Origin of the sequence: Enterococcus sp. DIV0086 (genome assembly GCF_050498705.1) — a bacterium.
Taxonomy (GTDB): Bacteria; Bacillota; Bacilli; order Lactobacillales; family Enterococcaceae; genus Enterococcus; species Enterococcus faecalis.
The window spans coordinates 862643-886178 of the sequence record NZ_JBNIDN010000001.1; the positions used below are offsets into that span (position 1 = coordinate 862643).

Genomic DNA, 23536 nt, shown 5'->3' on the forward strand with positions numbered 1-23536 from the left:
ATTTTTGAAATTTATTTTATCCTGCCACTTCTAAAGAAGCAATAAAATCTTCAATCATGCGACGATAACTTTCTTCCGGCGTGGCTTCTTCGCGTTGAAAATAACCTAAAAAACGTAAGGTAATATAACCATGGATTAAGCTACGTAATTCTCGGCTTTTGTGCAGTCGTTCTTCATTATTAAATGGATAAAAAGCTAAAAGTTGTAAGATAATTTGATTGGTTTCATGGATGCCTTCAATTAATTGTTGGTTTTGCGTTTTCGGCACACTGATAAGTAATTCATAGACTGCAGAATTTTCAAAAGCAAATTGTTGGTACGTTTCAGCATATATCCGAATTGCTTCTGCGCCACTCTTACCCACTAAGGCTCTTCGCAATGCATCATTTAATTCTTGAATTAACAAGTCCACTAGAGCATTTTTTACTTCAGCAATATTTTTAAAGTGATTATAGAGTGAAGGATACTTGATGCCTAAATCAACGGCTAAATTTTGAAAGGTTAATTGTTGAACGCCCAATTCTTCCGCTAGGTTGCGGGCACTTTCAAGGATTTTGGCTTTCGTTAAATTCCGTTTTTTTGCCATCTTTCTGACGCCTCCAATTCTTAAATTTTGGACAAGTATTAGTTTATCATATCTATTGACTCTTTTTAAACTATAAATTATAGTTTATAATAATAATTTGTAAACATCATTTTTGAAAGAAGGCTGTTTGGCATGCATATTACCAACCGTTCTCATTTGGCCGATCGTTATGGCAAACGAACCAGTGCAGAATTTTTATTACACGAACGTCCTATTTTATCTTTTCCTATTTCTTTAGCGGCCATTCCTAAAGAAGCCCGTTATTTATCCTGGGAATTAATTGATTATGACACGATTCCTCTAATCGGTTTCCCTTTTATTCATTGGTTAGCTGCCAATGTTCCTGTAACCAATGAGATTCCTGAAGACTTTAGTCGAACAGCACTCAAGCCTACCATTCAAGGAAAAAATAGTCTTGCTTTTCCTTTGGGGAAACAGATGATTCCTGCGCTTGCCACTGAAACGTTACCTGAGTTAACCGAACGTTATCTGGGGTTAAGCCCTCGCTCTGGTGTGCACACCTATACGTTATATGTGTATGCTACAAAAAATCCACTAAATTTAAAAGAAGGCTTTTTTGCGAATGAATTGCATCAAGCATTGAATGATCAACTACTCGCCAAAGCCAAATTTGAATTTCTTTACTAGAAAGTGAGGAAATAGAATGTATGAATTAATTAAAAGTAAAATTTTCCGTCCAAGACAACCTTGGGAAAAAAATCTGCTTGTTTTATGGTTTGGCACATTTATGGCTGGTATTGGCTTTAGCTTAGTGATGCCATTCATGCCTCTTTATATCAACACATTAGGTACTTTTACCCACCAACAATTGAATTTTTGGAGCGGAATCACGTTCTCCTCCACTTTTTTAGTCACGACCATTGTTTCTCCTTGGTGGGGCCGTTTAGCCGACCGAAAAGGACGCAAGTTAATGTTATTACGTGCTTCATTAGGGATGGCTATCGTCATTAGTTTAATGGGCGCAGTCACAAGTGTTTATCAATTGATTGGCTTGCGCTTATTACAAGGTGTTTTTTCTGGTTATATCAGTAATGCGACTGCGTTAGTTGCTACAGGCACACCTAAGGAAAAAAGCGGTCAAGTGCTTGGTACTTTAGCCACTGGTTCTGTTACCGGCACGTTGCTTGGTCCTCTTTTGGGCGGTGTCACTGCGTCTATTTTCGGTTATCGGCCAACCTTTTTCATTACTGGTACGATTTTATTACTCGTTTTTGTTTTGAGTCTCGTCTTTGTCCATGAAGAGTTTGTGCCAATTGAAAAAAATCAAGCCGCATCTGGGAAACAAATTTTAAAAAAACTAGAACATCCCCACGTGATTCTTGGAATGTTTATTACGACATTAATCATTCAAGCTTCCAATAATTCAATTAGTCCCATCATCAGTTTATATATTCAACAATTGTTGGGTGGTCACGGAAATGTCACCTTAATTAGCGGAGTCATTGCTTCTATTCCAGGGATTGCAACGTTAATAGCCGCCCCTCGTTTCGGCCGGTTAGGCGATCGTATTGGCAGTGAACGCATCTTGACAATTGGCTTAATTTTAGCCATTTTCGTTTACCTACCAATGGCCTTTGTTCAAAATGTCTGGCAGCTTGCCATGCTTCGTTTCTTAGTTGGGATTTCCGATGCCTGTTTACTACCAGCTGTTCAAACGTTGATCACTCGTTATTCCCCAAGTGACGCTGCAGGTCGTATTTTCAGTTACAATCAATCTTTCCAAGCGACAGGAAATGTGATTGGTCCTATGATTGGTTCAAGCGTATCTGCCGCTTTCGGTTATCGTGGGGTCTTTATTTCCACTTCTTGTCTGGTTCTCCTTAACCTTCTATGGGTTCGTCGAAGCACCGCCGAATTAAAAAAAGAGAAAAATGATGACTAAGTTATACACAGAAAAGTTATCCACAATTTGAATTTTTAATTTTTCTCTTTTTCTTATTTTAAAAAAAATAGGCATATAAAACAAAAAAGAAAAGCGGATATTTACTGGTTTTATGACCAGCATATCCGCTTTTCTTTTGGTTAACTATACGCTTTTTGTTTCACAACTCGTGAAACTTTTTAGACGTATTGTAGTTCTTTTTCATCTTGGTAGGCGCGATCAATTAAGCCGCCCCCTAAGCATTCCATTCCATCATAAAAAACAACAGCTTGGCCTGGAGTGACTGCGCGCGCTGGTTCCTTAAACGTAACGGTTGCTTTTGTGCCATCTTCAGATAAGGAAACATGCACTGGAATATCTGCTTGACGATAACGGAATTTAGCCGTACAGTCAAACTCTTTTGGCATTGGTGTATCAACAGTAAAATGAACCTCACTAGCTTCTAAATGTGTTGCATATAGTTTTTCATGGTGAAATCCTTGTCCCACATATAATGTATTGGTAGTTAAATCTTTCCCAATCACAAACCATGGTTCTTGTGTTTTACCGCCGCCACCAATTCCTAAGCCTTGGCGTTGACCGATAGTATAATACATCAGACCATCATGTTGTCCTTTGATTTCGCCATCTTCTGTCACCATGTTGCCTTTTTTAGCTGGTAAATAATTACTCAAAAATTCTTTGAAATTCTTTTCACCAATAAAACAAACGCCCGTTGAGTCTTTTTTCTTGGCTGTGGCTAATCCAGCACGGGCAGCAATTGCACGAACTTCTGATTTTTCCATGCCACCCAATGGAAACATTGTTTTTGCCAATTGGGCTTGTGATAATTGGCTTAAAAAATAGGTTTGGTCTTTATTATTGTCAATTCCACGTAACATATGCACTACGCCATTTTCATCCGTTTCTACTTGCGCATAGTGGCCAGTTGCAACATAGTCAGCGCCTAGTTGCATAGCATAATCTAGGAATGCTTTAAATTTAATTTCTTTATTACACATGACATCTGGATTTGGTGTCCGTCCTAACCGATATTCTGCTAAAAAATATTCAAACACACGGTCCCAATATTCTTTTTCAAAATTGACCGAATAATACGGAATCCCAATTTGATCCGCTACTTTTGCGACATCTTTATAATCCTCAGTTGCGGTACAGACACCATTTTCGTCTGTATCGTCCCAATTTTTCATAAAGATCCCAATTACATCATAGCCTTGCTCTTTTAAAAGCAACGCTGTGACAGATGAATCGACACCGCCACTCATGCCTACCACGACACGCGTTTTGCTGTTATCTGCCATTTTATCACCATCATTTCAATTAGATTCTGAAATCATCCACGATTTGAAGGTCGTAACTTTTCAGTGCTTTTCATTATACTATTTTTTTGAAATAAGTAAAGCAAGCCGGGCGTATAATGAGAAAATACTTGGAACAAAGACACATCCAACAAGCTGTTGCTTTCAAATAAACAGAAAACCTGAAGGAACAAGCTACTTTCACTTGTTTCTTCAGGTTTCTCTAAATTATTCTACTTTCTCTAATACACCACGGCTAATTAAGCCATCCATTAAGAAAAAGTATTTTTCTTTACTCATTTCATGTTGTTCATTCTTGAAAATATTCATTGGTTTTAAACCATTTGCCGTTGTAATGGACATTTTCAACTCTTTTAGATTAGCAGTGATCGTAATTTTTAATTTGAAGCCTTCATTTCTCTGAGGCGTTGGATCTAAGGAACGAATCAATTGAAAGTTCCCTGATTTTGTTTCAGTAAAGCCGTTATCTTTTAATGTATAGCGTTTTGCACTAGGATGTACTTTGTAAAAAACTGTTGAGCCTTCAACAGCAGCCGTTGTTGTAAATGCCATGGGTTCCACCTCGTTATTTTCATTGTTATCTTCATTATAGCGAAAACCTGTAGCTGCCGCAATCAGATTATTTTTTCAATTGTTGAATCACTGCAACTAGTACTTCAGAAAAAGTCGCAATTTCTTCTGGTGTGTTCCCGTAGCCAAAACTAATCCGGATTGATTCTTTAATAGCTAAGGAATTTTCTCCATACATCGCTGTCAACACGTGCGAAGGATCCACAGTTCCCGCTGTACAAGCCGAGCCTGTTGAAATCGCAATACCTCTTAAGTCCAAATGCATTAAGAGCAAATCACTGGGAATTCCTTTTAAATGAAGATTTAAGACATGCGCTAAACGATTCGTTGGTTCACCATTAATTGAAAAATCAATATTGGCTTCTTCTAACGCTTTTAAAATAATCGTTTGAAAACTTTGATAGGCTGTTTTTCTTGCTTGCTTTTCTGCAGAAGTTAGTAATGAAACGGCAGTACCCATGCCAATAATTCCAGCTAAGTTTTCCGTGCCCGCACGTCGTTTTTCTTCTTGTTCCCCACCATGTAAAAGAGGTGGTAATTGGATTGCATCGCTTTTAAATAAAAAACCTACGCCTTTTGGACCATTGATTTTATGAGCAGAAATACTTAATAAGTCGATCCCTAATTCATGAGGTAAAATGACTTCACTTCCATAAGCTTGGACGGCATCTGTATGAAAAATCGCCGAATGATTTTTAAGAATTGCACCAACTTCAGCAATCGGTAATCGATTTCCAATTTCATTATTGCCATACATCATTGAAACCAAGATCGTTTCTTCGCGTAAAGACTTTTTGAATTGATCCATTGAAATCTGACCATTTTCATTCACAGGCAAGTAAGTCACTTCAAAGCCTAACGTTTCTAAGTATTCCATCGCTCGTAACACAGCGGGATGTTCAATTGCCGTAGTAATAATATGTTTTCCTTCCTTTTGACGAGAAAAAGCAACTGCCAAGATGGCTGTGTTATCCCCTTCTGTGCCACCACTATTAAAAATAATCTCGTGGGGTTTGGCTTGTAAGCTCTCGGCAATCGTTTGACGCACTTCTTCCAGAAGACCGTGTGCCTTTCGTCCAAACTGATGAATACTTGATGGATTGCCAAAAGTCGTTTGCATATTTTCAGTCATCGCTTGAATGACCGTTGGATGAAGCGGCGTTGTTGCCGCATGATCTAAATAAATGGGTTCCAAATGACTCGTCCCTTTCCTTATGTTCTGGCGTTATTCTAGCATAAAAAGCTTAAAACACAAAATCAGAATACTTTCTCTTCTATTTATAAAAGAGATAAGAAAAATAGGCCCAACACTATTAAAGTTGTTAGACCTATTTTTAGTTTAAGGAACCACTTATTCTCCTTTTGGTTCTAAACGGAATAATGGACTCATTGGTTTATTTTCATGAATACGAAGTAACGCTTCCCCCATTAACTCAGCGCAAGAAATTATATTCAAGGTTGCTGGTTGGCGGTCTGCTGTCGTATAAACAGAGTCGGTAATACTAATTTCCTTAATTGGCGCATTTTCTAAGGTTGCTTTTGCGCCTTCTGATAACAAACCATGCGAGGCGCAAGCATACACTTCTTGCGCACCGTTTTTCATTAAAACTTCCGCCGCTGTGGCTAACGTTTGACCAGTATTCAAAATGTCATCAACAAGAATACATTTTTTCCCAGCGACATTCCCAATAACGTAACCTTCTTGACGCACCCCATCAATCTCTTCATGGTCGACAATTGCTAAGGTCGCATCTAAGTACTCCGATAAACTACGTGCGCGTTGAACGCCACTGTTTTTAGGCGAAACAATCACAATTTCTTCCCCTACTAATGCTTGTTGACGATAATAATGAGCAAACAAAGGCATTGTAAATAAATTATCTACTGGGATATCAAAAAATCCTTGGACTTGAACAGTATGCAAGTCTAATGTTAACAAACGTGTTGCGCCTGCCTCTACCAACATATTAGCAACTAATTTCGCAGTAATGGGCTCTCTTGGTTTCGCTGTGCGATCTTGGCGAGCATAACCATAGTAAGGCAAAATAACATTAATTGTTTTTGCGCTAGCACGTTTTAATGCATCAATTAAAATAAGCAATTCCATCAAATGATCATTTACAGGAGCATTCGTTGCTTGGATGATGTAGACATGATCGCCACGAATACTTTCTTCAATATTAATTTGAATTTCGCCATCACTAAATTGGCGCACGGTGCTTTTTCCTAATTCTGTTCCTACTGATGCTGCGATTTTTTCAGCAAGTGGTCGATTTGCATTTAAACTGAAGATGCGTAAGGTGTCATCTTGATAGTTTTCGGTCATGATATCCTCCGTCAATATAAAATAATAGTCGTTTTCATTCATATTCTACCATTTTTTGTCATAAAAATCATGGAATCCTCCTTAATTTATTGAAAGAAACGGTTTTCTTTGTGAAAAAAGCGCTTGTATTTAGGCGTGCCTAAAAATTATTTGCATTTTCTTAAACTATCCCTTATACTGATTTTAAGGCAAACCTAAAAAGGAGGAATTTCATGAGAAAAAGCTTTAACTTAGCTGTTCAAGCGTTAACCGTTCAATATCAAGGACGGACCGCTTTAAATAATATCCACGTTACTATTCCCTCCGGTAAAATTACTGGAATTATCGGACCAAATGGTGCTGGAAAGTCAACATTTATTAAAGGGTTATTAGGCTTGATTAAAACAAAGGAACGTAATGTTTTGTTAAATAATCAAGCGATTGACCAACAAAAAACAACCATTGCCTATGTAGAACAACGTAGCGCCTTGGATCTTAGTTTCCCAATTAGCGTTTTTGAAACGGTCTTGCTAGGAACCTATCCAAACTTGGGACTATTAAAACGCCCAGGAAAGAAAGAAAAGCAAGCAGCCATGGCTGCATTAAAAATGGTGCAATTAGAAGACTATGCGCAACGCCAGATTGGCGAACTTTCTGGTGGCCAATTACAACGTGTGTTTATTGCCCGTGTTTTGGCCCAAGGTGCTGAGGTGATTTTTTTAGATGAACCTTTCGTCGGCATTGATATGTCTAGTGAAAAAGTGATTATGGATATTCTTAAATCATTAAAAAATCAAGGTAAAATGATTATCATTGTTCACCATGATTTGCACAAAGTGTCCCACTATTTTGATGAATTAATCGTTTTGAAAAACCGGCTAATTGCTGCGGGTCCTGTTGAACAAACGTTTACTGCAGAAACGCTCCAAGAAGCATACGGTGATTTGTTAGGTGATTTATTAATACAGGGGGTTGCAAAATGATTGCTGCATTTATTGATGGTTTATTCCGTTATCAATTTTTACAAAATGCCCTTTTGACGTCTGTAATTGTCGGACTCATTTCAGGGGTAATTGGTTCATTCATTATTTTACGTGGGATGTCTTTGATGGGTGATGCGATTTCACATGCTGTTTTACCAGGGGTCGCTGTTTCTTATATGTTTGGTTTCAATTATATTTTTGGCGCTTCTATTTTTGGCTTACTAGCTGCATTATCGATCGGCTTTATTACCCAAAAAAGTCCACTAAAAAATGATACTGCCATTGGTGTTGTCTTTAGTTCTTTTTTTGCTTTAGGGATTATTTTTATCTCTTTTGCAAAAAGTTCCACCGATTTATATCATATTCTGTTTGGAAATGTATTAGCGGTCGCAGATACCGATATTTTAATTACTTGTGTCGTCGGCGTGATTGTTTTGATTTTTGTGGCATTGTTTTATAAAGAGTTGCAACTCACTTCTTTTGATCCCACAATGGCTCAGGCTTATGGTTTAAATATTCAATTTTTCCACTATGCATTGATGTTTTTACTAACATTAGTCGCTGTTTCTTCTTTGCAAACCGTCGGAACTATTTTAGTCATTGCCATGCTGATTACACCAGCGGCAACAGCTTATCTATTAACAAATCACTTACCAACAATGATTGGCTTAGCCTCTACTTTTGGGATTTTAAGTTCAGTGATTGGCCTATTCTTCAGTTATTCTTATAACTTAGCTTCTGGTGCGACGATTGTTTTAACCGCCGCCTTATTCTTTTTATTGGCTTTCTTTTTCTCACCAAAGAAAGGCCTAGTATTTGTAAACCGTGAGAAAGAAATGGAGGAATCAACGAATGAAAAAATTTAGTTTATTTTTTTTAACACTTTTAGCAGGGTTAACGTTAGCTGCTTGCGGGAATCAAGCCGCTGAAAAGAAAGAAAAATTAGCAATTGTGACAACGAACTCGATCTTATCCGATTTAGTGAAAAATGTTGGGCAAGACAAAATTGAGCTGCATAGTATTGTGCCAATTGGGACAGACCCTCACGAATATGAACCGTTACCAGAAGACATTGCGAAAGCTTCTGAAGCGGACATTTTATTCTTTAACGGCTTGAACTTAGAAACAGGCGGAAATGGCTGGTTTAACAAATTAATGAAAACGGCCAAAAAAGTTGAGAATAAAGATTACTTTTCTACAAGCAAAAATGTTACGCCACAATATTTAACAAGTGCCGGTCAAGAACAAACAGAAGATCCGCATGCTTGGTTAGACATTGAAAATGGCATTAAATATGTAGAAAACATTCGTGACGTGTTAGTAGAAAAAGATCCAAAAAATAAAGATTTCTATACAGAAAACGCGAAAAATTATACCGAAAAACTTAGCAAACTACATGAGGAAGCCAAAGCTAAATTTGCTGATATTCCTGATGATAAAAAATTATTAGTTACAAGTGAAGGTGCCTTTAAATATTTCTCCAAAGCTTATGATTTAAATGCCGCTTATATTTGGGAAATTAACACAGAAAGTCAAGGAACACCTGAACAAATGACCACGATTATTGATACCATTAAGAAATCAAAAGCACCTGTGTTATTTGTTGAAACCAGTGTCGATAAACGTAGTATGGAACGGGTCTCAAAAGAAGTGAAACGACCAATTTACGATACACTTTTCACAGACTCTCTTGCCAAAGAAGGAACAGAAGGCGATACGTACTACAGCATGATGAACTGGAATTTAACAAAAATCCATGATGGCTTAATGAGTAAATAAATAATAAAGAAGAAAGAACCAAGTTGACTCCCCCTCAACTTGGTTCTTTCTTCTTTATTTAACTAATTCCTCAATATCTATTACTCGATCCACAATTTCTTCATAAAAATCTGCTTCATGGGAAACCAGAAAAACCGTTCCTGGGTAAACGTGAATTGCTTCTTGTAAACTTTTTTTGGCCGCTTCATCAATATGATTGGTTGGCTCATCTAAAAATAACAAATTACTTGTTTGCATCATTAGTTCCGCTAGTTTTACTTTTGTTTGCTCACCACCACTTAACAGGGCTAACGACTGCATTGCTAACTTATCTGGTAAACCTGCCCTAGCCAAATGACTTCTTCGCTCTTTAATCGTTGTATCTGGAAAACGATCTGATAAATAATCTAGCGGCGTTAACTGCTCATTAGGCCACGCTAAGTCTTGGGTAAAATAAGCAATTTTTGTATTCAGCGGATAATGAAATTCTCCATCTAATGAAGGAATCACTTTCGTCAACGTTTTAATTAATGTTGATTTGCCAATCCCATTAAAGCCTTTCAATGCGACTTTTTCACCGACATGAACCATTAAATCTAACGGTTCTAACAAAGGTTCCCGATAGCCGACAACTAACTTCTGGGTCGTTAGTGCTTGCGTTGCAACTAACCCTTGATAAGGAAATTCAATCGCTGGCTTAGTCAAGGAACCTGGCGGAGTCAATCGTTCCAACCGGTCCAATTGTTTTTGTCGACTTTTAGCCATCGTTGCTCGATTTCCAGCTTTGTATTTACGAATATAGGCTTCCATTTTTTCAATTTTTTCTTGTTGGGCCTGATACTGTTTCAAATAGGTTTGTTTATTCTGCTCTTTTTGTGCAAAAGATTTTTCTACATTTCCAGTATATTTGGTTAACTTGCCAAACTCAATGTCTGCGATGCAATTCGTCACTTCATTTAAAAATTGATAATCATGGGAGACTAATAGAAAGCTTCCTTCAAAATTATTCAGATAGCGAACAAGCCATTGAATATGTGTATCATCTAAATAGTTGGTGGGTTCATCTAAAAGTAACACATCAGGGGCCTCTAACAATAATTTTGCTAAAATCACTTTTGAACGTTGACCACCGCTTAGCTCCCCTAACTTTTTATCCAAACCAATTGCTTGTAGTCCTAACCCATTGGCTAAATCCTGAATAATCGTGTCGATTTGGTAAAAATTACTTTCATCTAAATCTGTTTGTAACTTGCCTGCTTGTTCTAAAAGTTTTTCCGAAGCCGTTTGACTGTATTCTTCATAAAGTTTTGTCAGTTTCGCTTCTTTATCAAAAAGTTCTTGAAAGGCTTGTTTCAAAAAATCAACCATCGTTAGTGATTGTTCTACAGAAACGTGCTGATCCAAGTACCCAATCTTACAATTTTTTTGCCACTGAATCGTTCCTTCGTCTGGCAATACTTCCCCCGTTAAAATTTTAATTAAGGTGGATTTGCCGACACCATTTTGGCCAGTTAAGCCTAAATGATCTCCTTTATTCACTTGCAATGAAGTCTCTTCATACAAGACCTTTTCGCCAAATCGATGCGTTAAATGTTCAATAGTTAAAATACTCATTTTCGTCACTTCTTTCTTGTTAACTGATTATTTTGGGACAACAAAAAAAGAACCACGTCTGCACGTCGTCCATCCTGACAGAAATCCCGACAACCGCTTGTACGTACACTCAAATAAGACTAGCTTTTCTAGTCAAAAAATGTCCTATCAAGCGATGAAGAAATTAATTGCTCGGCTCCACAACAGTGCTTCATCTGTTCTTAAACTATCGGGAGCTACTTTTCTTGTTAATTTATCAGTTAAAACAAAAAACATGTGAATCACCTTTCTTATGCTTGTATTCTACCATAGAATGACAAGAAAGCAAGCCACGTTGGTTTATAACGAAAGGAGCCCACAAACAATCATTTTGTCGGCTCCCTATCCCTATTATTCTGACAAATAGTCTAATGCATAGCCTACGTGGTACTCTGCTGCTAAAAGTAAGGCACGTTCATCAATATCAAATTGTTCATGATGGTGTCCAAAATGAGTAGCAGGATTTTCAGGGTTTCGTGAACCGACCCGTCCATAGATACCAGGAATTACCGCTAAGTAATCAGCAAAATCATCCGCCCCTAAACTTTTAGGATGATCGGTCACAACATTTTCAAAACCAACAATTTCACTGGCTACCTGCTGTGCACGGTTGGTTGCTTGTTCTTCATTAATTAATGGATTCGCTGCCGCATAAACAGAAAAATCAGCAATTTCTGTGCGATGAGACTGGGCAATTTCATGGGCAATTTCTTCGACTCGTTGTAAAACAAATTGGCGCGTTTCCTGACTAAATGTTCGAACAGTGCCTTCAATGGTTGCCTGGTTTGCTACAATATTATAGCGTGTTCCTGCTTGTAAAACGCCAATTCCTACTACGACAGAATCTAAAGGATCAATCTCGCGAGCTACAATTTTTTGTAATTCCACAACGATACTGGCTGCTGCTAAAACAGCATCTCGGCCATTCTGTGGTTGAGCGACGTGACTACTTTGACCACTGACTTCAATTTTAAAAATATCACAAGAGGCGTTGGTGGCGCCTTTGGTAGCGACTAATTTCCCGACCGGCACACTAGAATCTAAATGAATCCCAAACACTTGGTCGATTGCTTCTAAATAATTTCCTTCCACAAATTGTCGAGCGCCTGCACCAATTTCTTCAGCTGGCTGGAAGGCCAGTTTAACCGTTCCTGAAAAGGTATCCTGATGTTTTTTGAGCACTTTAGCTGCACCTAGCAATGCTGCAGCATGACCATCGTGTCCACAAGCATGATTGAGTCCTGGATTTTTAGAAGCATAGGCAGCGCCTGTTGCATCTGGCAATTCCAACGCATCAATATCTGCACGTAACAAAATCGTTTTGCCAGCGCCAAGACCTCCTTCAATGGTTGCTAAAACACCCGTTTCCCCTACTTCTACAAAAGGAATAGCTAAGGCTAGTAGTTCTTCTTTAATTCGCTTAATCGTTTCATATTCTTTTAAACTTGCTTCAGGATATTGATGAAAATGACGTCTTAAATGGATTATCCATTCCTTTTCTGTAGCAATAGCTTCTTGGATTGTTTGAATCGTTGTTGTACTCATTATAAATGCCTCCTTTATTTTTTACCAAATGTTTCCCAGGCTGGAACATTGGCGCCTTTTGATGTTTCTGCAATGACCTTTTTCGTTTCTTCTTGTTGATATTCTTCTACAACTTTTTGATAAAGTTTATTCTCTTGATCTTCTTCTCGGGCCACGACAATGTTCACATAAGGTTTCGCTTTTTCGTTTACAGGTTCTAAGAAAATAGCATCTTTATCTGGTGTATACCCAGCATCGACAGCCATGCCGCTATTAATCACTGAAGCATCGACATCTTGTAAAGCGCGCGCTGTTTGCGTAGCATCTAATTCAGTTATTTTCAATTGGCGTTTATTTTCAGTAATATCACTGACAGTCGGTAGTTGCTGTTTCGCAGGATCTACTTTTATCAGTCCTGCAGTTTGTAATAAAATTAACGCCCGCCCGCCATTCGTTGGGTCATTAGGAATAGCAATTTCTCCGCCGTCTTTAATTTTCGTGATATCTTTCAATTTATTAGCGTAAATCCCCAATGGTGCATTGACTGTATTGCCAATTGATACTAATTTCGTCCCATGTTCTTTATTGTAATTGTCTAAAAAGATTTGATGCTGAAAGGCATTTAAATCAATTTCTTTTTCTGCTAATGCTGCATTTGGTTGCGTATAGTCTGTAAATTCTACCAATTGTAGATCAATATTTTTCTTTTTCAAACGGTCTTTGACCGATTCCCATTCATCATTTTTTGTTCCTACAACCCCTAGTTTAACGGTTTCTGTCTTAGTATCCTTCGCAGACCCCGATGCACAACCTGCAATCGTAAAAGCTAATACCCCAATAAGTCCAATTAATTTACTAAATTTTTTCATTTGTCATTTCTCCTTTTTTTCTAATGTGATGTTTTTTTGATTAATTGATTACTAATGGCTTGACTGATAAATACCATAATTAAAATAATTAACGTGGCCATAAATGTCACATCGGTTTGAAACCGATTGTATCCTCGAGTAATCGCTAAGTTGCCCAGACCACCGGCTCCAATCGCTCCTGCCATGGCTGTTAATCCAATCAAATTAATAATTGTCACCGCTGAAACACGAATAATACTTGGTAACCCTTCAATTAGATAAACCCGAAAAATAATCCCTAAGGGACTCGTCCCCATGGCTTCTGCCGCTTCAATAACGCCAGGATCCACTTCTAATAACGCATTTTCAATTTGGCGCGCGAAGAACGGAATTACGCCAATAACTAATGGGACTAACGCTGCGGTTGTACCAATTGTCGTTCCTGCCAAAATTCGTGTTAATGGTTGAATCAGTGCAAGCATAATAATGAAAGGAATAGAGCGGCAAACATTAATAATTTTTTCTAAGACACTATACAGGGGCGGATTTTTCAAAACACCACTGGGGCCAGTACTGACAAGCACGACACCCAACAAGACTCCTAACACACCAGCAATCAATGCTGTCCAAAAAACCATGTATAATGTTTCCCATGTACTTTGAAGAAACTCTTGTTTTAATTGGACAACATTCGGAAAATATTTCTCAAATAATTGATACATTCTCAGTTCACTCCTTTTTTAAATCACCTGTAAATTCTGCTTTCTCTTCGTTTGCTGATAGGTTTTCAAAACATTGGTTCGCACGCCTTGTTTCGCTAAATAAGCAAGGGCTTGTTGACGCTGGGCCTCATCACCAGAAAGCACCACAATTAAATGGCCAATAGGAACATTTTGAACAATTTCGACATTGCCATAAAGGATATTCGTATACACCTGATATTGGCTATACAATTGTGCAATTAATGGCTCGTTCGTTTGATCTCCCACATAAGAAAACTCAATTAATTCTTGATTTTTATCTAAATCAGCTAATTTAGGATGTTCAAGAATCGTGGTTAATGCTTGATCAATATGAGTTGCTGTCCGAATAAAATCTTTGGTTAAAGGTTGTTGGGGTTGACTAAAAATCGAAACAATATCGTTTGATTCGACAACGCAGCCATTTTCCATCACCGCGACTTTATTACAAATTTCTTTAACCACTTGCATTTCATGGGTGATTAAGACAATCGTCAAGTTCAGTTCTTGATTTAACTTTTTTAACAAGGCTAAAATCTGTCCCGTTGTTTTTGGATCTAACGCACTCGTCGCTTCATCACAAAGTAAAATTTCAGGATCATTTGCTAAAGCGCGGGCAATCGCAACCCGCTGTTTTTGCCCTCCTGATAGTTGACTGGGGTAAGCGTCCCGTTTTTCACTTAGTCCAACTAGCTCTAATAAATGGCTGATTTTTTGACGCCGTTCACTTTTACTTAGCCCAGAATATTTTAATGAAAAATCGATATTACTAAATATGGTCCGCTCTTTCATCAAATTAAAATGTTGAAAAATCATTCCAATCTTTTTTCGTTGTTGTCGTAATTCCTTTTTAGAAAAAGTTAAAATATTTTCTTTGTTAATAATAACGGTGCCCGCTGTTGGTCGTTGCAATAAATTAATTACCCGTACTAGCGTACTTTTTCCAGCACCGGAATAACCAACAATTCCGTAGATATCCCCTTTATCAATTGTCAAAGAAACATCTTGGACAGCCTGAATTTCTTGTTTTTTTTGTTGAAATGTCACACTGATATTTTTTAGTTCAATCATTCTTTATCCCCCTTCATTCTTACCAACCTGCATTTTTTCATAAAAAAGAAAAAAGCGTCCTCAACGACACAACTCAAGTTGTATCGTTGAGGACGCTTTTTTGCGTGTTACCACCTCATGTTCAGAATTTGCTCACACAAATTCCCTTTTCAAGTACGGAACAACATGTTCGATACCCTAGCTCGATAACGGGAGCCCCCGTCGCCGCCTTGTGTTTAACACTCGGAGCGCTTGCTCAATAGCCATTTTCCAAAACGTCTTTGTCACCTATTCTCAGCTACCTAGGCTCTCTGTTAGACAAATCAAGTCTTGTACTTACTATATCACTGCTTTTTTATTTCTATTCATTTTAAACTGATTTTCGTTTATTTTCAAAATCAAACAGACTAGAGTTAATGTTCTCTTCGAACAGCTTGTACTGTTCATCACTTACAAAGGCCATCCTGCGTCGAGTAACCGCAGACAGCATCTACTCTGTCGCTTCGCGCCAGTCGTAGTGATTCGTGCAAATGACACAACTTGCCCTTCGGTCATCTTGTACTGTTCATCATCTACTCTGTCGCTTCGCGCCAGTCGTAGTGATTCACAGCAAAAAGCCCTTCACTAGCGTTTTGCTAGTAAAGGGCGAATGATTCGCGGTACCACCTTTTTTCGAAATATAACTGATTCTTTATATCTCATCTCTTATCCAAGTCTTTATTAACTTGGTGCACATGGTAACGGGTGCTTAGCCGAAATTGCTTACTTATCAGCAATTTATTCTCAGAGGCCATCTTCAACTTTTCTGAACCTTGTCCCTTTTCACCAATCAGGACTCTCTTTTGAAGGTCATCAAAATTTACTCTTCTCTTCAACGAATGAATAGTTATCTGTGATGTTGATTTACACTTTACTAGAGAAAAAAGAGATTGTCAACAGTTTTTCTTAGAAAAAAATCATTTTTCTTTTTTTACGAAAGAGCAATTGACAAACTTTCGTCTATACGTTATTCTATTTCTTGTGCACGAGATTTGTACGATTTTTCAAAAGGAACTTTGACGATTACTCGTCGCAGTGTAGCCTTTGAAAATGAACTCTATGGGTTTCACTTCGTTGCAATCCTCGAGTTAGTTTAGCCTTTGAAAGTGCCGCCTTAGCTCAGTTGGTAGAGCACCACCATGGTAAGGTGGGGGTCGCCGGTTCAAGCCCGGCAGGTGGCTTTTTGGTAAAATCCCAACTCTTTAATAAAGAGTTGGGATTTTTTTGTTTTGCCTACCCTTAGTGTTCTGTCAAGATGAGAAAATAACAAAAGTAATTTCTTCATTCCACTCGTTATGGTATATTTTAATTGTTAAATAATTATTGGAGTGGAGTACAATGATGAAACAATTACCTACAGAATCAAAAAAATTTGATTTAAAGAATTGGTGTATTGAAAATAAAGCCTATCTTCTATTGATCATTTTAATTTATCAAGTGGCAGTTTTATCCATCGGCATTATCAATTTCCCTTACTTAGATGATAATGCTCGCCAAGTCGCTGGAATGACAGATTTTGGTACGACTTACGCACGTTGGGGCAGTGAATTTCTCTCATGGTTTGTTCAAGGAAGTCGTCATTTGACAGATCTGGGCTTGACCACACCGATTCTAACAGGTCTTATCTTATCTCTCACAAGCATACTGGCTATTTATATCATCAATGACCAAAAAATTAGCTGGGGTTCCTCTTTAGTAGCTACTTTAATTGGCCTCAATCCTTGGTTCCTTCAATGTCTTAGTTTCAGGTTTGATAGTCCCTATATGGCATTGAGTATTTTTTGTTCGTTTCTTCCTTTTTATTGGTGGCAGCGTAATTCTTTTACGTTTTTCTTGGTTTCTGTTTTTTCACTGTTTGTTATGTTTAATACTTACCAAGCCTCGTCAGGAATTTATATAGTTATCGTCTTATTCCTTACTTTCAAGCAGTTACTTGCTGGAGAAAATTTCATTGCTCTTTGTAAAAAAGTCGCACTTGCTGCTATCGCTTATCTACTTTCTATAGTCAGCTACCTTATCGAGTTAAAATTTGTACCTTCCGCAACAAACAACATTGGGGGCAGTCAGGCCTTACCAAGTTTGCACGATATTCCCAGTGTGGCTTATCAAAATAGTTACCATTATTTTTCAGAGCTATTGAACCAGAGTAATCGTTTATGGCTTTTATTACTGCTCCTACTGCTTGTTTTATTTTTTATTAGTCATCTATCAAATAGCAAAATCAACTTATGCTTAAGTTTCCTTTATTGTATCTTGTATTTAGGACTTGCTTCTCTCTTAAGTTTTGGTATTTTTATTGTCTATTCAAGGAATATCGCAGGTGATGCGCCTCGCTATATTTACGGATTTGCTGTTTTCGTTACAATCAGCATGTTAAGTTTATTTAACAATCGACAAGTGAAAGCAATTTATCTAACTTCGTTACTTGTGGCCAGCTTGTTATCTTATTATATTTTATCGTTTGTTTTGGTGTATTCTTCCACATTAAACTATCAAAAAGAAGCATTCAATCGCCAAGCAGCTGTTTTAACAGATGATTTAAAAAATGTTGTAACAAACGAACGAAAAAAAGTTTATTTAAATACGTTTTTCAAAAATTCAACTGTTTATACTAATACAAGTCGAAACTACCCAATTCTTTCAAAAATTGTGCCACCAAATGACGGTCTATACTTCCCTAATTACGTTTGGTTCAATACTTCATCGAATTTAGGAGTAGAGATGGCACCACTGACCGATACGGATATGTCTAAAAATCAAAAAGTAGTAAGTAATCACTTTTATGACATTTATACAAACAACAAAGAAATATTTGTGTTTATGAAATAATTTGTTCCATCCAAAAACACTTCTTTTGCAATAAACGTGACTGTATGGTTTGATTAAGATGGATTAAGTATTCTTTTCGGGTACATTTATTACTTCCTGAAACTTGTTTCTTTCCCATTTTTCTTATGAAGTAACAAAATTTTTGAGAAAAAACAGCTCGTTTTCTATGTTATGATAGAGAAGTGAAAATCACCAGAAAGGTTGTTGCGGACTATGAGAACTCGTCAGAAAAAATTATTTTTATTTTCAATGATTTTATGGTTAGTTGAATTTTTAATTACACGGATTTCTGATTCTTTTCCAGGAGCAACGCCATTGTTCGTTGTGATTTGCTTGATTCAAGGAATTCTTTTTACTTATTTCTGTCTTGCTTTTTTCTATTATCCGCAATAATCAGTCAAGAAAAGCAATTAGAGCAGATTCAGCAAATTTCTGAAACCGAAAAAATGGCACGTCCTCGCTTTTAGGACGTGCCATTTTTTAAAGCATTATTTGTGTAAATGCCGTTCGTATCGCCTGTTGAACATTTTGAACAGCATCGATTTGATGACCTTTTGCTTCAGTCAATTCTTTTTCAATATATTTAGGATAGTAGGTTGCCAAATAACCCAAGACCCAGATAGTTGGATCTGAAATAACCGTCTCTGCTAATGGATACAAATAGGCAAGATGCAACCGAATTTCTTCTTCCAAATGCTGCAGCATAATTGGATCATCATTTTCTAAACGATTCCTAAGTTCAGTACAAATTTCGGAATAGATCGGCGTATTTAACGGTCCAGTTTTTCCTTCTAGTAAGACTGTCTGAGGCTGATTGTTATACCAAAGAAAAGTCAGTGGTTCTGAAAATTTCAACAGTGCTAATTCTTCAATAAACCATTCCCGAGCAAAATAACTAAGTGCTTGGTTCATAACTAAATCTTTTGCGACTTCCACAAATACTGGTTTAGGCAAATATAAACTGGTTTTAATGTTCGCTAATTGTTGATAAACGGGCAATTGATCGCTTACTAACAAGTTCCTTTTAATTGCTTGAATTTGCTGCGTTTCTAATTGTTGATACGCCTCTTCCACTTGCATTAATTGCTGTTCTAACGTTTTTTGTTGTGCTAGCGTTATTTTTTTAGTTTGAAGTAATTGCTTCAATAAAATATACCCTTCAATAAAGCGACGACTTTGACTATAAATTTGCATATAAATTGCCGCTGTTTCAAGGTTCTCAAAATAAGTCTCTTGGAACGCTTCTGCCAATGCTAGTGCTTCGTCAGCTTCACCCATTTCCAACAATAATTGGACAATTTTTTGGTTTACTGGCGGCGTTTGTTGTAGCTGATAGGCTTGTTGAAAATTTTCTAAAGCGGCGATCTGATTATGTTCTACAAGTGCTTCTTCTCCTTGTGCAATAAAACGTTCATAGTTTTTTGGAAATTCATGAATGGTACTCATATCTAACCTCCTTTATTTCTTATTTAAAGCAGATGAGCCTGGGACAAAAATCACTTTGGATTTTTGCTCCAGGCTCAAAACCTGATAACCGGCGGGAACAGAACCAACACTACGCGTTGCTCGGAGCTAAACGGTTCTGTCCCGACCTCGATTTTAACTATTCAAACGGACTTTTTTAGTAAAGATTACGAATAATAATTGCCGTTTCTAGGTCGCCCTCAGCGTTCATCTTCTCCGCCTTTTCCTCTAAACTATACCCAGCAAAACTTTCGTTTGTTAAAACATCTGCTACTGTGAATTTAGCAACTTTTTCAATACTGACTGCATCTGGTGCTACTTCTTGCACGCTATCCCAGCCTGTATCAATAAAGACTTTTGTATCTTCTGTAATCGCTTCGTTTGCTTCTAACACCTGCATAATTTCTTTTAACTGTGCATACGTCATAACCTCGACTTGATTTTCCATTTAAACGCCTCACTTTTTCCATTCCTTTTTAAGGATTAGGTTTTAATTTTAGACTTTTTCTTTAATTGTTTTTAATGCGTGGTATAAGGCATATTTCATTGGTTTGGCTTTCCATTGGAAATTGCCCATTAATTCTTCGACATGACCGCCAAAGGATTGTTTGAATTTAAGAACCCCATCACTTCCATCAAAGACACCGTCAACGCCATAAAAATTATATTTGGGAATGTTATTTTCTACTGTGTAAGTTAACATTTTATGTTGAATTAAATACGGTGCATAGTATTGTTTATATTTTTCATACGTACCACTAAACAAGTAAACCACTTCTTGTGGATGAACAATGAATAAGGCGCCTGCTAAAATTTCAGGTTCATCTGATGTTTTCATTTCTTTAGCCTCGTCAATCCGTTTGCGCACGGTACGAACTTCATCTTCAAATTCACGTTTCTGGTTATTTTTTTTACGGCTTTTAGGATTGGCAATTAACGCTTCATTGACTTCGTTGAGCGTCTCTTGTAATTTGCGTAATTTCTCATGAAGATTTTCTAAATAAGTAGCAAAGTTTAGTTCCGCCACCATAAATTTTGCTCGTTCGCCAAACTCTTCATAAACAGCTTGGTAATAAGCTAAATCCTTATCTTCAAAATTACGTCGTGCACTTGTTTCTTCCGTTAATTTCTTAAAGAGAGGTAACTCTTCGTAACGAAGTTCTCGGGTTGTTACTCCATATTCCCATGTTTTCTTGATGTCATATTTAGCATCTTTTCCATAAGATTTCCAAAGATCTTCTTCTGTTAATCCAGCCATATCTTTGACAAACAGCCAACGTGGCGCGCCATCAAAATTGTGCACATCAAACCCTTGGTGTTCAAAACCAATTGATGTGAAATAGTCAAATGTTTCTTGATTGACCTTTTCAACTTCACCGCCATTAAAATCACGTAAACAAATTTGTTTATTGGGAGTAAAGGTTAAATAAAGGCCATCATTTTTTTTCACATATTTTTTTAAGCCTGTGAAAAAGGCTTCTACACATTTTTTATCTGTATAATCCATCAAAATTCCGCCGTCAATGTCGAAAGCATAACCAATTTTGACTTTTTTCTTGCTTAGGATACACGCAGCAATTAGTTGGCCTTCTCGTTTGACGCCAACGTATTCACAATGCCAGCCACGTCGTTCCAATAAATGTTTCATTTCGGGTGTTTCTAAAAAGTTACCTGCAGGATGTGTCATTGCAAAGGTAGTAAATTCTTGTTCAGTTAATGTACTAAACTGATCCATATCAAACAACTCACAATCTTTTTTTGTTAAATAAATTAGCACTTTTCAGCTTAACCTACTTTTTGCTTTCTTTCAAACAAAGTTACCTCACTGGCTAATTCTTATTTTTCGGTTCTTATTAATTATATCTAATTTTGCTAAAATGCAAACAGTTTTCAACGGAAAAAAGAATTTCTTTGGAATCTTTCATTTTTGACTGAATATCTTTCTTTTATAAAAAATATCTGAGACAAAAATCTAAAGTGATTTTTGTCTCAGATATTAAAACTCATGAAAACCCGTTGAACATCTTTCTCTCAGGTTCTTGATTTACTCAACAGTTACACTTTTGGCTAAGTTCCTTGGTTTATCAACATCGTAGCCTCTTTGTAAGGTTGCATAGTACGCTAATAATTGGCCTGGAACAATGCTAACTAAGGCAGAAAGTAACGGATGAACATCTGGAATAATCAGTTGGTCCTGTGGTTTTGCCAAGGATTCCAAAGCAATCACAATATTTCTTGCTCCACGACTTTCGACTTCCTTCAAATTGCCTCTTGTATGGGCTGCGACTTTGGCATCTGTCACAATCCCAATCACAGGTGTTCCTTCTTCAATTAAGGCAATCGTTCCATGCTTCAATTCACCTGCCGCAAAGCCTTCTGCTTGAATGTAGGAAATTTCTTTCAACTTCAAGGCCGCTTCCATCGACACATAATAGTCGACTCCTCGCCCGATATAGAAGGCATTTCGAGTATACGTCAGATAATCTTCCACCAAGGCTTTCATTTGTTGTTTTTCATCAATCAAGGTTTCCATGACAGATGCTACCACGCTCAATTCGTGAGCCACATCAAATGAGACGGCTGCTAATGTTTGGCGTTCTTCACCAATTGCTTTTGCTAAAATAGCTAAGACAGCGATTTGAGCAGTATAAGCTTTGGTGGAAGCGACAGCAATTTCTGGTCCTGCGTGTAATAACAAGGTATCGTCCGCTTCACGTGATAATGTTGAGCCAGCAACATTTGTTAATGTAAGTGATGGATGCCCTAATTCATTAACCTGTACCAGTACTTGGCGGCTATCTGCCGTTTCACCACTTTGACTTAAGAAAATGAAGAACGGTTTTTCAGATAAAATAGGCATGTTGTAGCCAAATTCGCTTGATAAATGAACTTCCACAGGAATACTGGCAATCGTTTCAATTAAAGATTTTCCGACCCAACCTGCATTATAACTTGTCCCACAAGCAATAATGTAAATTCGGTCACATTGATTAATTTTTTCAAGTAACGCCTCATCTAAAGTCACTTTTTCACCTTGAGTATACGCTTGAACAATTTTGCGCATCACTGCAGGTTGTTCATCAATTTCTTTGAGCATATAAAACGGATATGTTCCTTTTTCAATGTCATTTAAATCTAATTGCGCTTCAAAAGGTTCTCGGTTGATTACTTGTCCTTCTGGCGTTTCGATTACTACTTTGTCCGCTGTAACAGTTACAATTTCACCATCAACAATCTCAACAAATTGATTGGTTTCTTTAATCATCGCCATCGCATCACTACAAATAACATTAAAGCCTTCACCTAGACCGATAAGTAACGGGCTTTTATTTTTCGCTACGTAGATAGTATTGGGGTCCATTTTATCCATTAATGCAAAAGCGTATGAACCTTTAATTTCGGCTAAAGCCGCTTTAAAAGCATCTTTTGTTGAAAAACCATTTTCAGCAAAATGAGCAATTAATTGAACGACGATTTCAGTATCTGTATCACCAATTAAGTGAGCACCACTTAAAAATTGTTCTTTTAATTCTTCAAAGTTTTCAATGACACCATTATGCACTAATGCAAAGCGTTGATCGCTTGAAACATGGGGATGTGCATTGGCGACAGTTGGTTCGCCATGAGTGGCCCAACGAGTATGACCAATACCAACTGTTCCATCGATTTCTGGCGTTAATTTTGCTGCTAAATCGGCAATGCCCCCAACTGCCTTAACTACATGGGGCTGTTGGCTTTGATCATTCACACAAATCCCAGCAGAATCATAACCTCTATATTCCAATTTTGTTAATCCTTGAATCAAACTTTCCGTGACATTTTCTTTTCCAATCATTCCGACAATTCCACACATAATGCTAATTCCTACTTTCCAATTGAAATTCTGTATTTACTAGGTCCTGTTTAACTAGCAAATACCATTATATGTTTCTACCTGCGTGATAACCGCTTTGTTCTAACTTCACAATTAGTTTTTCTTTGTT

Annotated in this window: 21 protein-coding genes, 1 tRNA gene and 2 other annotated features; of the genes, 8 read left to right on the plus strand and 14 right to left on the minus strand. The window is 37.3% G+C overall.

The genetic code is table 11. The features are described 5' to 3' along the window. Window positions 1-16: 16 nt before the first annotated feature. A complete protein-coding gene (locus IGI63_RS04100) occupies window positions 17-586 on the minus strand; it encodes a TetR/AcrR family transcriptional regulator (RefSeq protein WP_002356965.1) in 570 nt (189 codons plus the stop codon). Window positions 587-718: 132 nt separating this feature from the next. On the opposite strand from IGI63_RS04100, the gene IGI63_RS04105 reads away from it, so the two are divergent. Then, entirely contained in the window at window positions 719-1234 is a 516-nt protein-coding gene (locus IGI63_RS04105; RefSeq protein WP_429975366.1) for a YbhB/YbcL family Raf kinase inhibitor-like protein, read from the plus strand. Between the two features lie 16 nt (window positions 1235-1250). Further along, a complete protein-coding gene (locus IGI63_RS04110; RefSeq protein WP_002362074.1) occupies window positions 1251-2489 on the plus strand; it encodes a multidrug efflux MFS transporter in 1239 nt (412 codons plus the stop codon). Window positions 2490-2668: 179 nt separating this feature from the next. On the opposite strand, the gene mnmA is transcribed toward IGI63_RS04110, so the two are convergent. From mnmA to IGI63_RS04130, 4 genes are all read right to left on the minus strand, one after another. Next, window positions 2669-3793, minus strand: a complete 1125-nt coding sequence (gene mnmA, locus IGI63_RS04115; RefSeq protein WP_429975367.1) for a tRNA 2-thiouridine(34) synthase MnmA — start codon at window positions 3791-3793, stop codon at window positions 2669-2671. A gap of 225 nt (window positions 3794-4018) precedes the next feature. Next, window positions 4019-4363, minus strand: a complete 345-nt coding sequence (locus IGI63_RS04120; protein ID WP_429975369.1) for a DUF1831 domain-containing protein — start codon at window positions 4361-4363, stop codon at window positions 4019-4021. 67 nt (window positions 4364-4430) lie between these two features. Then, entirely contained in the window at window positions 4431-5576 is a 1146-nt protein-coding gene (locus IGI63_RS04125) for a cysteine desulfurase family protein (RefSeq protein WP_429975370.1), read from the minus strand. Between the two features lie 156 nt (window positions 5577-5732). Continuing rightward, window positions 5733-6707 carry a ribose-phosphate diphosphokinase gene (locus IGI63_RS04130; protein WP_002362076.1) on the minus strand — a complete coding sequence of 325 codons (975 nt, stop codon included), beginning with the start codon at window positions 6705-6707 and terminating at the stop codon, window positions 5733-5735. Window positions 6708-6919: 212 nt separating this feature from the next. On the opposite strand from IGI63_RS04130, the gene IGI63_RS04135 reads away from it, so the two are divergent. From IGI63_RS04135 to IGI63_RS04145, 3 genes are read left to right on the plus strand one after another with little or no spacing between them, the layout of a single operon-like run. Beyond that, the gene (locus tag IGI63_RS04135; protein WP_002356956.1) at window positions 6920-7669 is read left to right on the plus strand and encodes a metal ABC transporter ATP-binding protein; all 750 of its coding nucleotides are present in this window, start codon (window positions 6920-6922) and stop codon (window positions 7667-7669) included. Further along, window positions 7666-8535 (plus strand): metal ABC transporter permease, encoded by an 870-nt coding sequence (locus IGI63_RS04140; RefSeq protein WP_002369145.1) that lies wholly within the window; start codon window positions 7666-7668, stop codon window positions 8533-8535. The genes IGI63_RS04135 and IGI63_RS04140 overlap by 4 nt, the downstream gene beginning before the upstream one ends. Further along, window positions 8522-9448, plus strand: coding sequence for a metal ABC transporter substrate-binding protein (locus IGI63_RS04145; RefSeq protein ID WP_002356954.1), 927 nt, complete (start codon window positions 8522-8524; stop codon window positions 9446-9448). The genes IGI63_RS04140 and IGI63_RS04145 overlap by 14 nt, the downstream gene beginning before the upstream one ends. Window positions 9449-9502: 54 nt before the next feature. On the opposite strand, the gene IGI63_RS04150 is transcribed toward IGI63_RS04145, so the two are convergent. The 5 genes from IGI63_RS04150 to IGI63_RS04170 all read right to left on the minus strand — a co-directional run bounded on the left by IGI63_RS04150 (window position 9503) and on the right by IGI63_RS04170 (window position 15242). Further along, window positions 9503-11041, minus strand: a complete 1539-nt coding sequence (locus IGI63_RS04150) for an ABC-F family ATP-binding cassette domain-containing protein (protein ID WP_002401305.1) — start codon at window positions 11039-11041, stop codon at window positions 9503-9505. A 369-nt stretch (window positions 11042-11410) separates the two neighbouring features. Continuing rightward, window positions 11411-12604, minus strand: coding sequence for an amidohydrolase (locus tag IGI63_RS04155; protein ID WP_429975371.1), 1194 nt, complete (start codon window positions 12602-12604; stop codon window positions 11411-11413). Window positions 12605-12618: 14 nt separating this feature from the next. Further along, entirely contained in the window at window positions 12619-13452 is an 834-nt protein-coding gene (locus IGI63_RS04160; protein WP_002366917.1) for a MetQ/NlpA family ABC transporter substrate-binding protein, read from the minus strand. 20 nt (window positions 13453-13472) lie between these two features. Further along, a complete protein-coding gene (locus IGI63_RS04165; RefSeq protein ID WP_002359998.1) occupies window positions 13473-14153 on the minus strand; it encodes a methionine ABC transporter permease in 681 nt (226 codons plus the stop codon). An 18-nt stretch (window positions 14154-14171) separates the two neighbouring features. Continuing rightward, window positions 14172-15242, minus strand: coding sequence for a methionine ABC transporter ATP-binding protein (locus tag IGI63_RS04170; RefSeq protein ID WP_002374501.1), 1071 nt, complete (start codon window positions 15240-15242; stop codon window positions 14172-14174). Window positions 15243-15327: 85 nt separating this feature from the next. Next, window positions 15328-15578: a binding site (T-box leader), on the minus strand. Window positions 15579-15859: 281 nt separating this feature from the next. Further along, window positions 15860-16105 (minus strand) — a binding site (T-box leader). A 263-nt stretch (window positions 16106-16368) separates the two neighbouring features. On the opposite strand from IGI63_RS04170, the gene IGI63_RS04175 reads away from it, so the two are divergent. The 3 genes from IGI63_RS04175 (at window position 16369) to IGI63_RS04185 (ending at window position 18482) form a co-directional block, all read left to right on the plus strand. After that, window positions 16369-16441: transfer RNA gene (locus IGI63_RS04175), tRNA-Thr, on the plus strand. Window positions 16442-16598: 157 nt separating this feature from the next. Continuing rightward, complete coding sequence (locus IGI63_RS04180; protein ID WP_429975373.1) at window positions 16599-18089, plus strand: glucosyltransferase domain-containing protein; 1491 nt, start codon at window positions 16599-16601, stop codon at window positions 18087-18089. 213 nt (window positions 18090-18302) lie between these two features. After that, window positions 18303-18482: a hypothetical protein gene (locus tag IGI63_RS04185; protein WP_002383739.1), complete on the plus strand. Its 180-nt coding sequence runs from the start codon at window positions 18303-18305 to the stop codon at window positions 18480-18482. A gap of 87 nt (window positions 18483-18569) precedes the next feature. Here IGI63_RS04185 and IGI63_RS04190 read toward each other — a convergent pair whose 3' ends face one another. The 4 genes from IGI63_RS04190 to glmS all read right to left on the minus strand — a co-directional run bounded on the left by IGI63_RS04190 (window position 18570) and on the right by glmS (window position 23406). Next, complete coding sequence (locus tag IGI63_RS04190) at window positions 18570-19535, minus strand: hypothetical protein (protein ID WP_174090055.1); 966 nt, start codon at window positions 19533-19535, stop codon at window positions 18570-18572. 175 nt (window positions 19536-19710) lie between these two features. Further along, window positions 19711-20001: a hypothetical protein gene (locus IGI63_RS04195; protein ID WP_002356942.1), complete on the minus strand. Its 291-nt coding sequence runs from the start codon at window positions 19999-20001 to the stop codon at window positions 19711-19713. Window positions 20002-20049: 48 nt separating this feature from the next. After that, the gene (locus tag IGI63_RS04200) at window positions 20050-21288 is read right to left on the minus strand and encodes an aminoacyltransferase (RefSeq protein WP_002359935.1); all 1239 of its coding nucleotides are present in this window, start codon (window positions 21286-21288) and stop codon (window positions 20050-20052) included. A gap of 309 nt (window positions 21289-21597) precedes the next feature. After that, window positions 21598-23406 carry a glutamine--fructose-6-phosphate transaminase (isomerizing) gene (gene glmS, locus IGI63_RS04205; RefSeq protein ID WP_429975375.1) on the minus strand — a complete coding sequence of 603 codons (1809 nt, stop codon included), beginning with the start codon at window positions 23404-23406 and terminating at the stop codon, window positions 21598-21600. Window positions 23407-23536 lie beyond the last annotated feature (130 nt).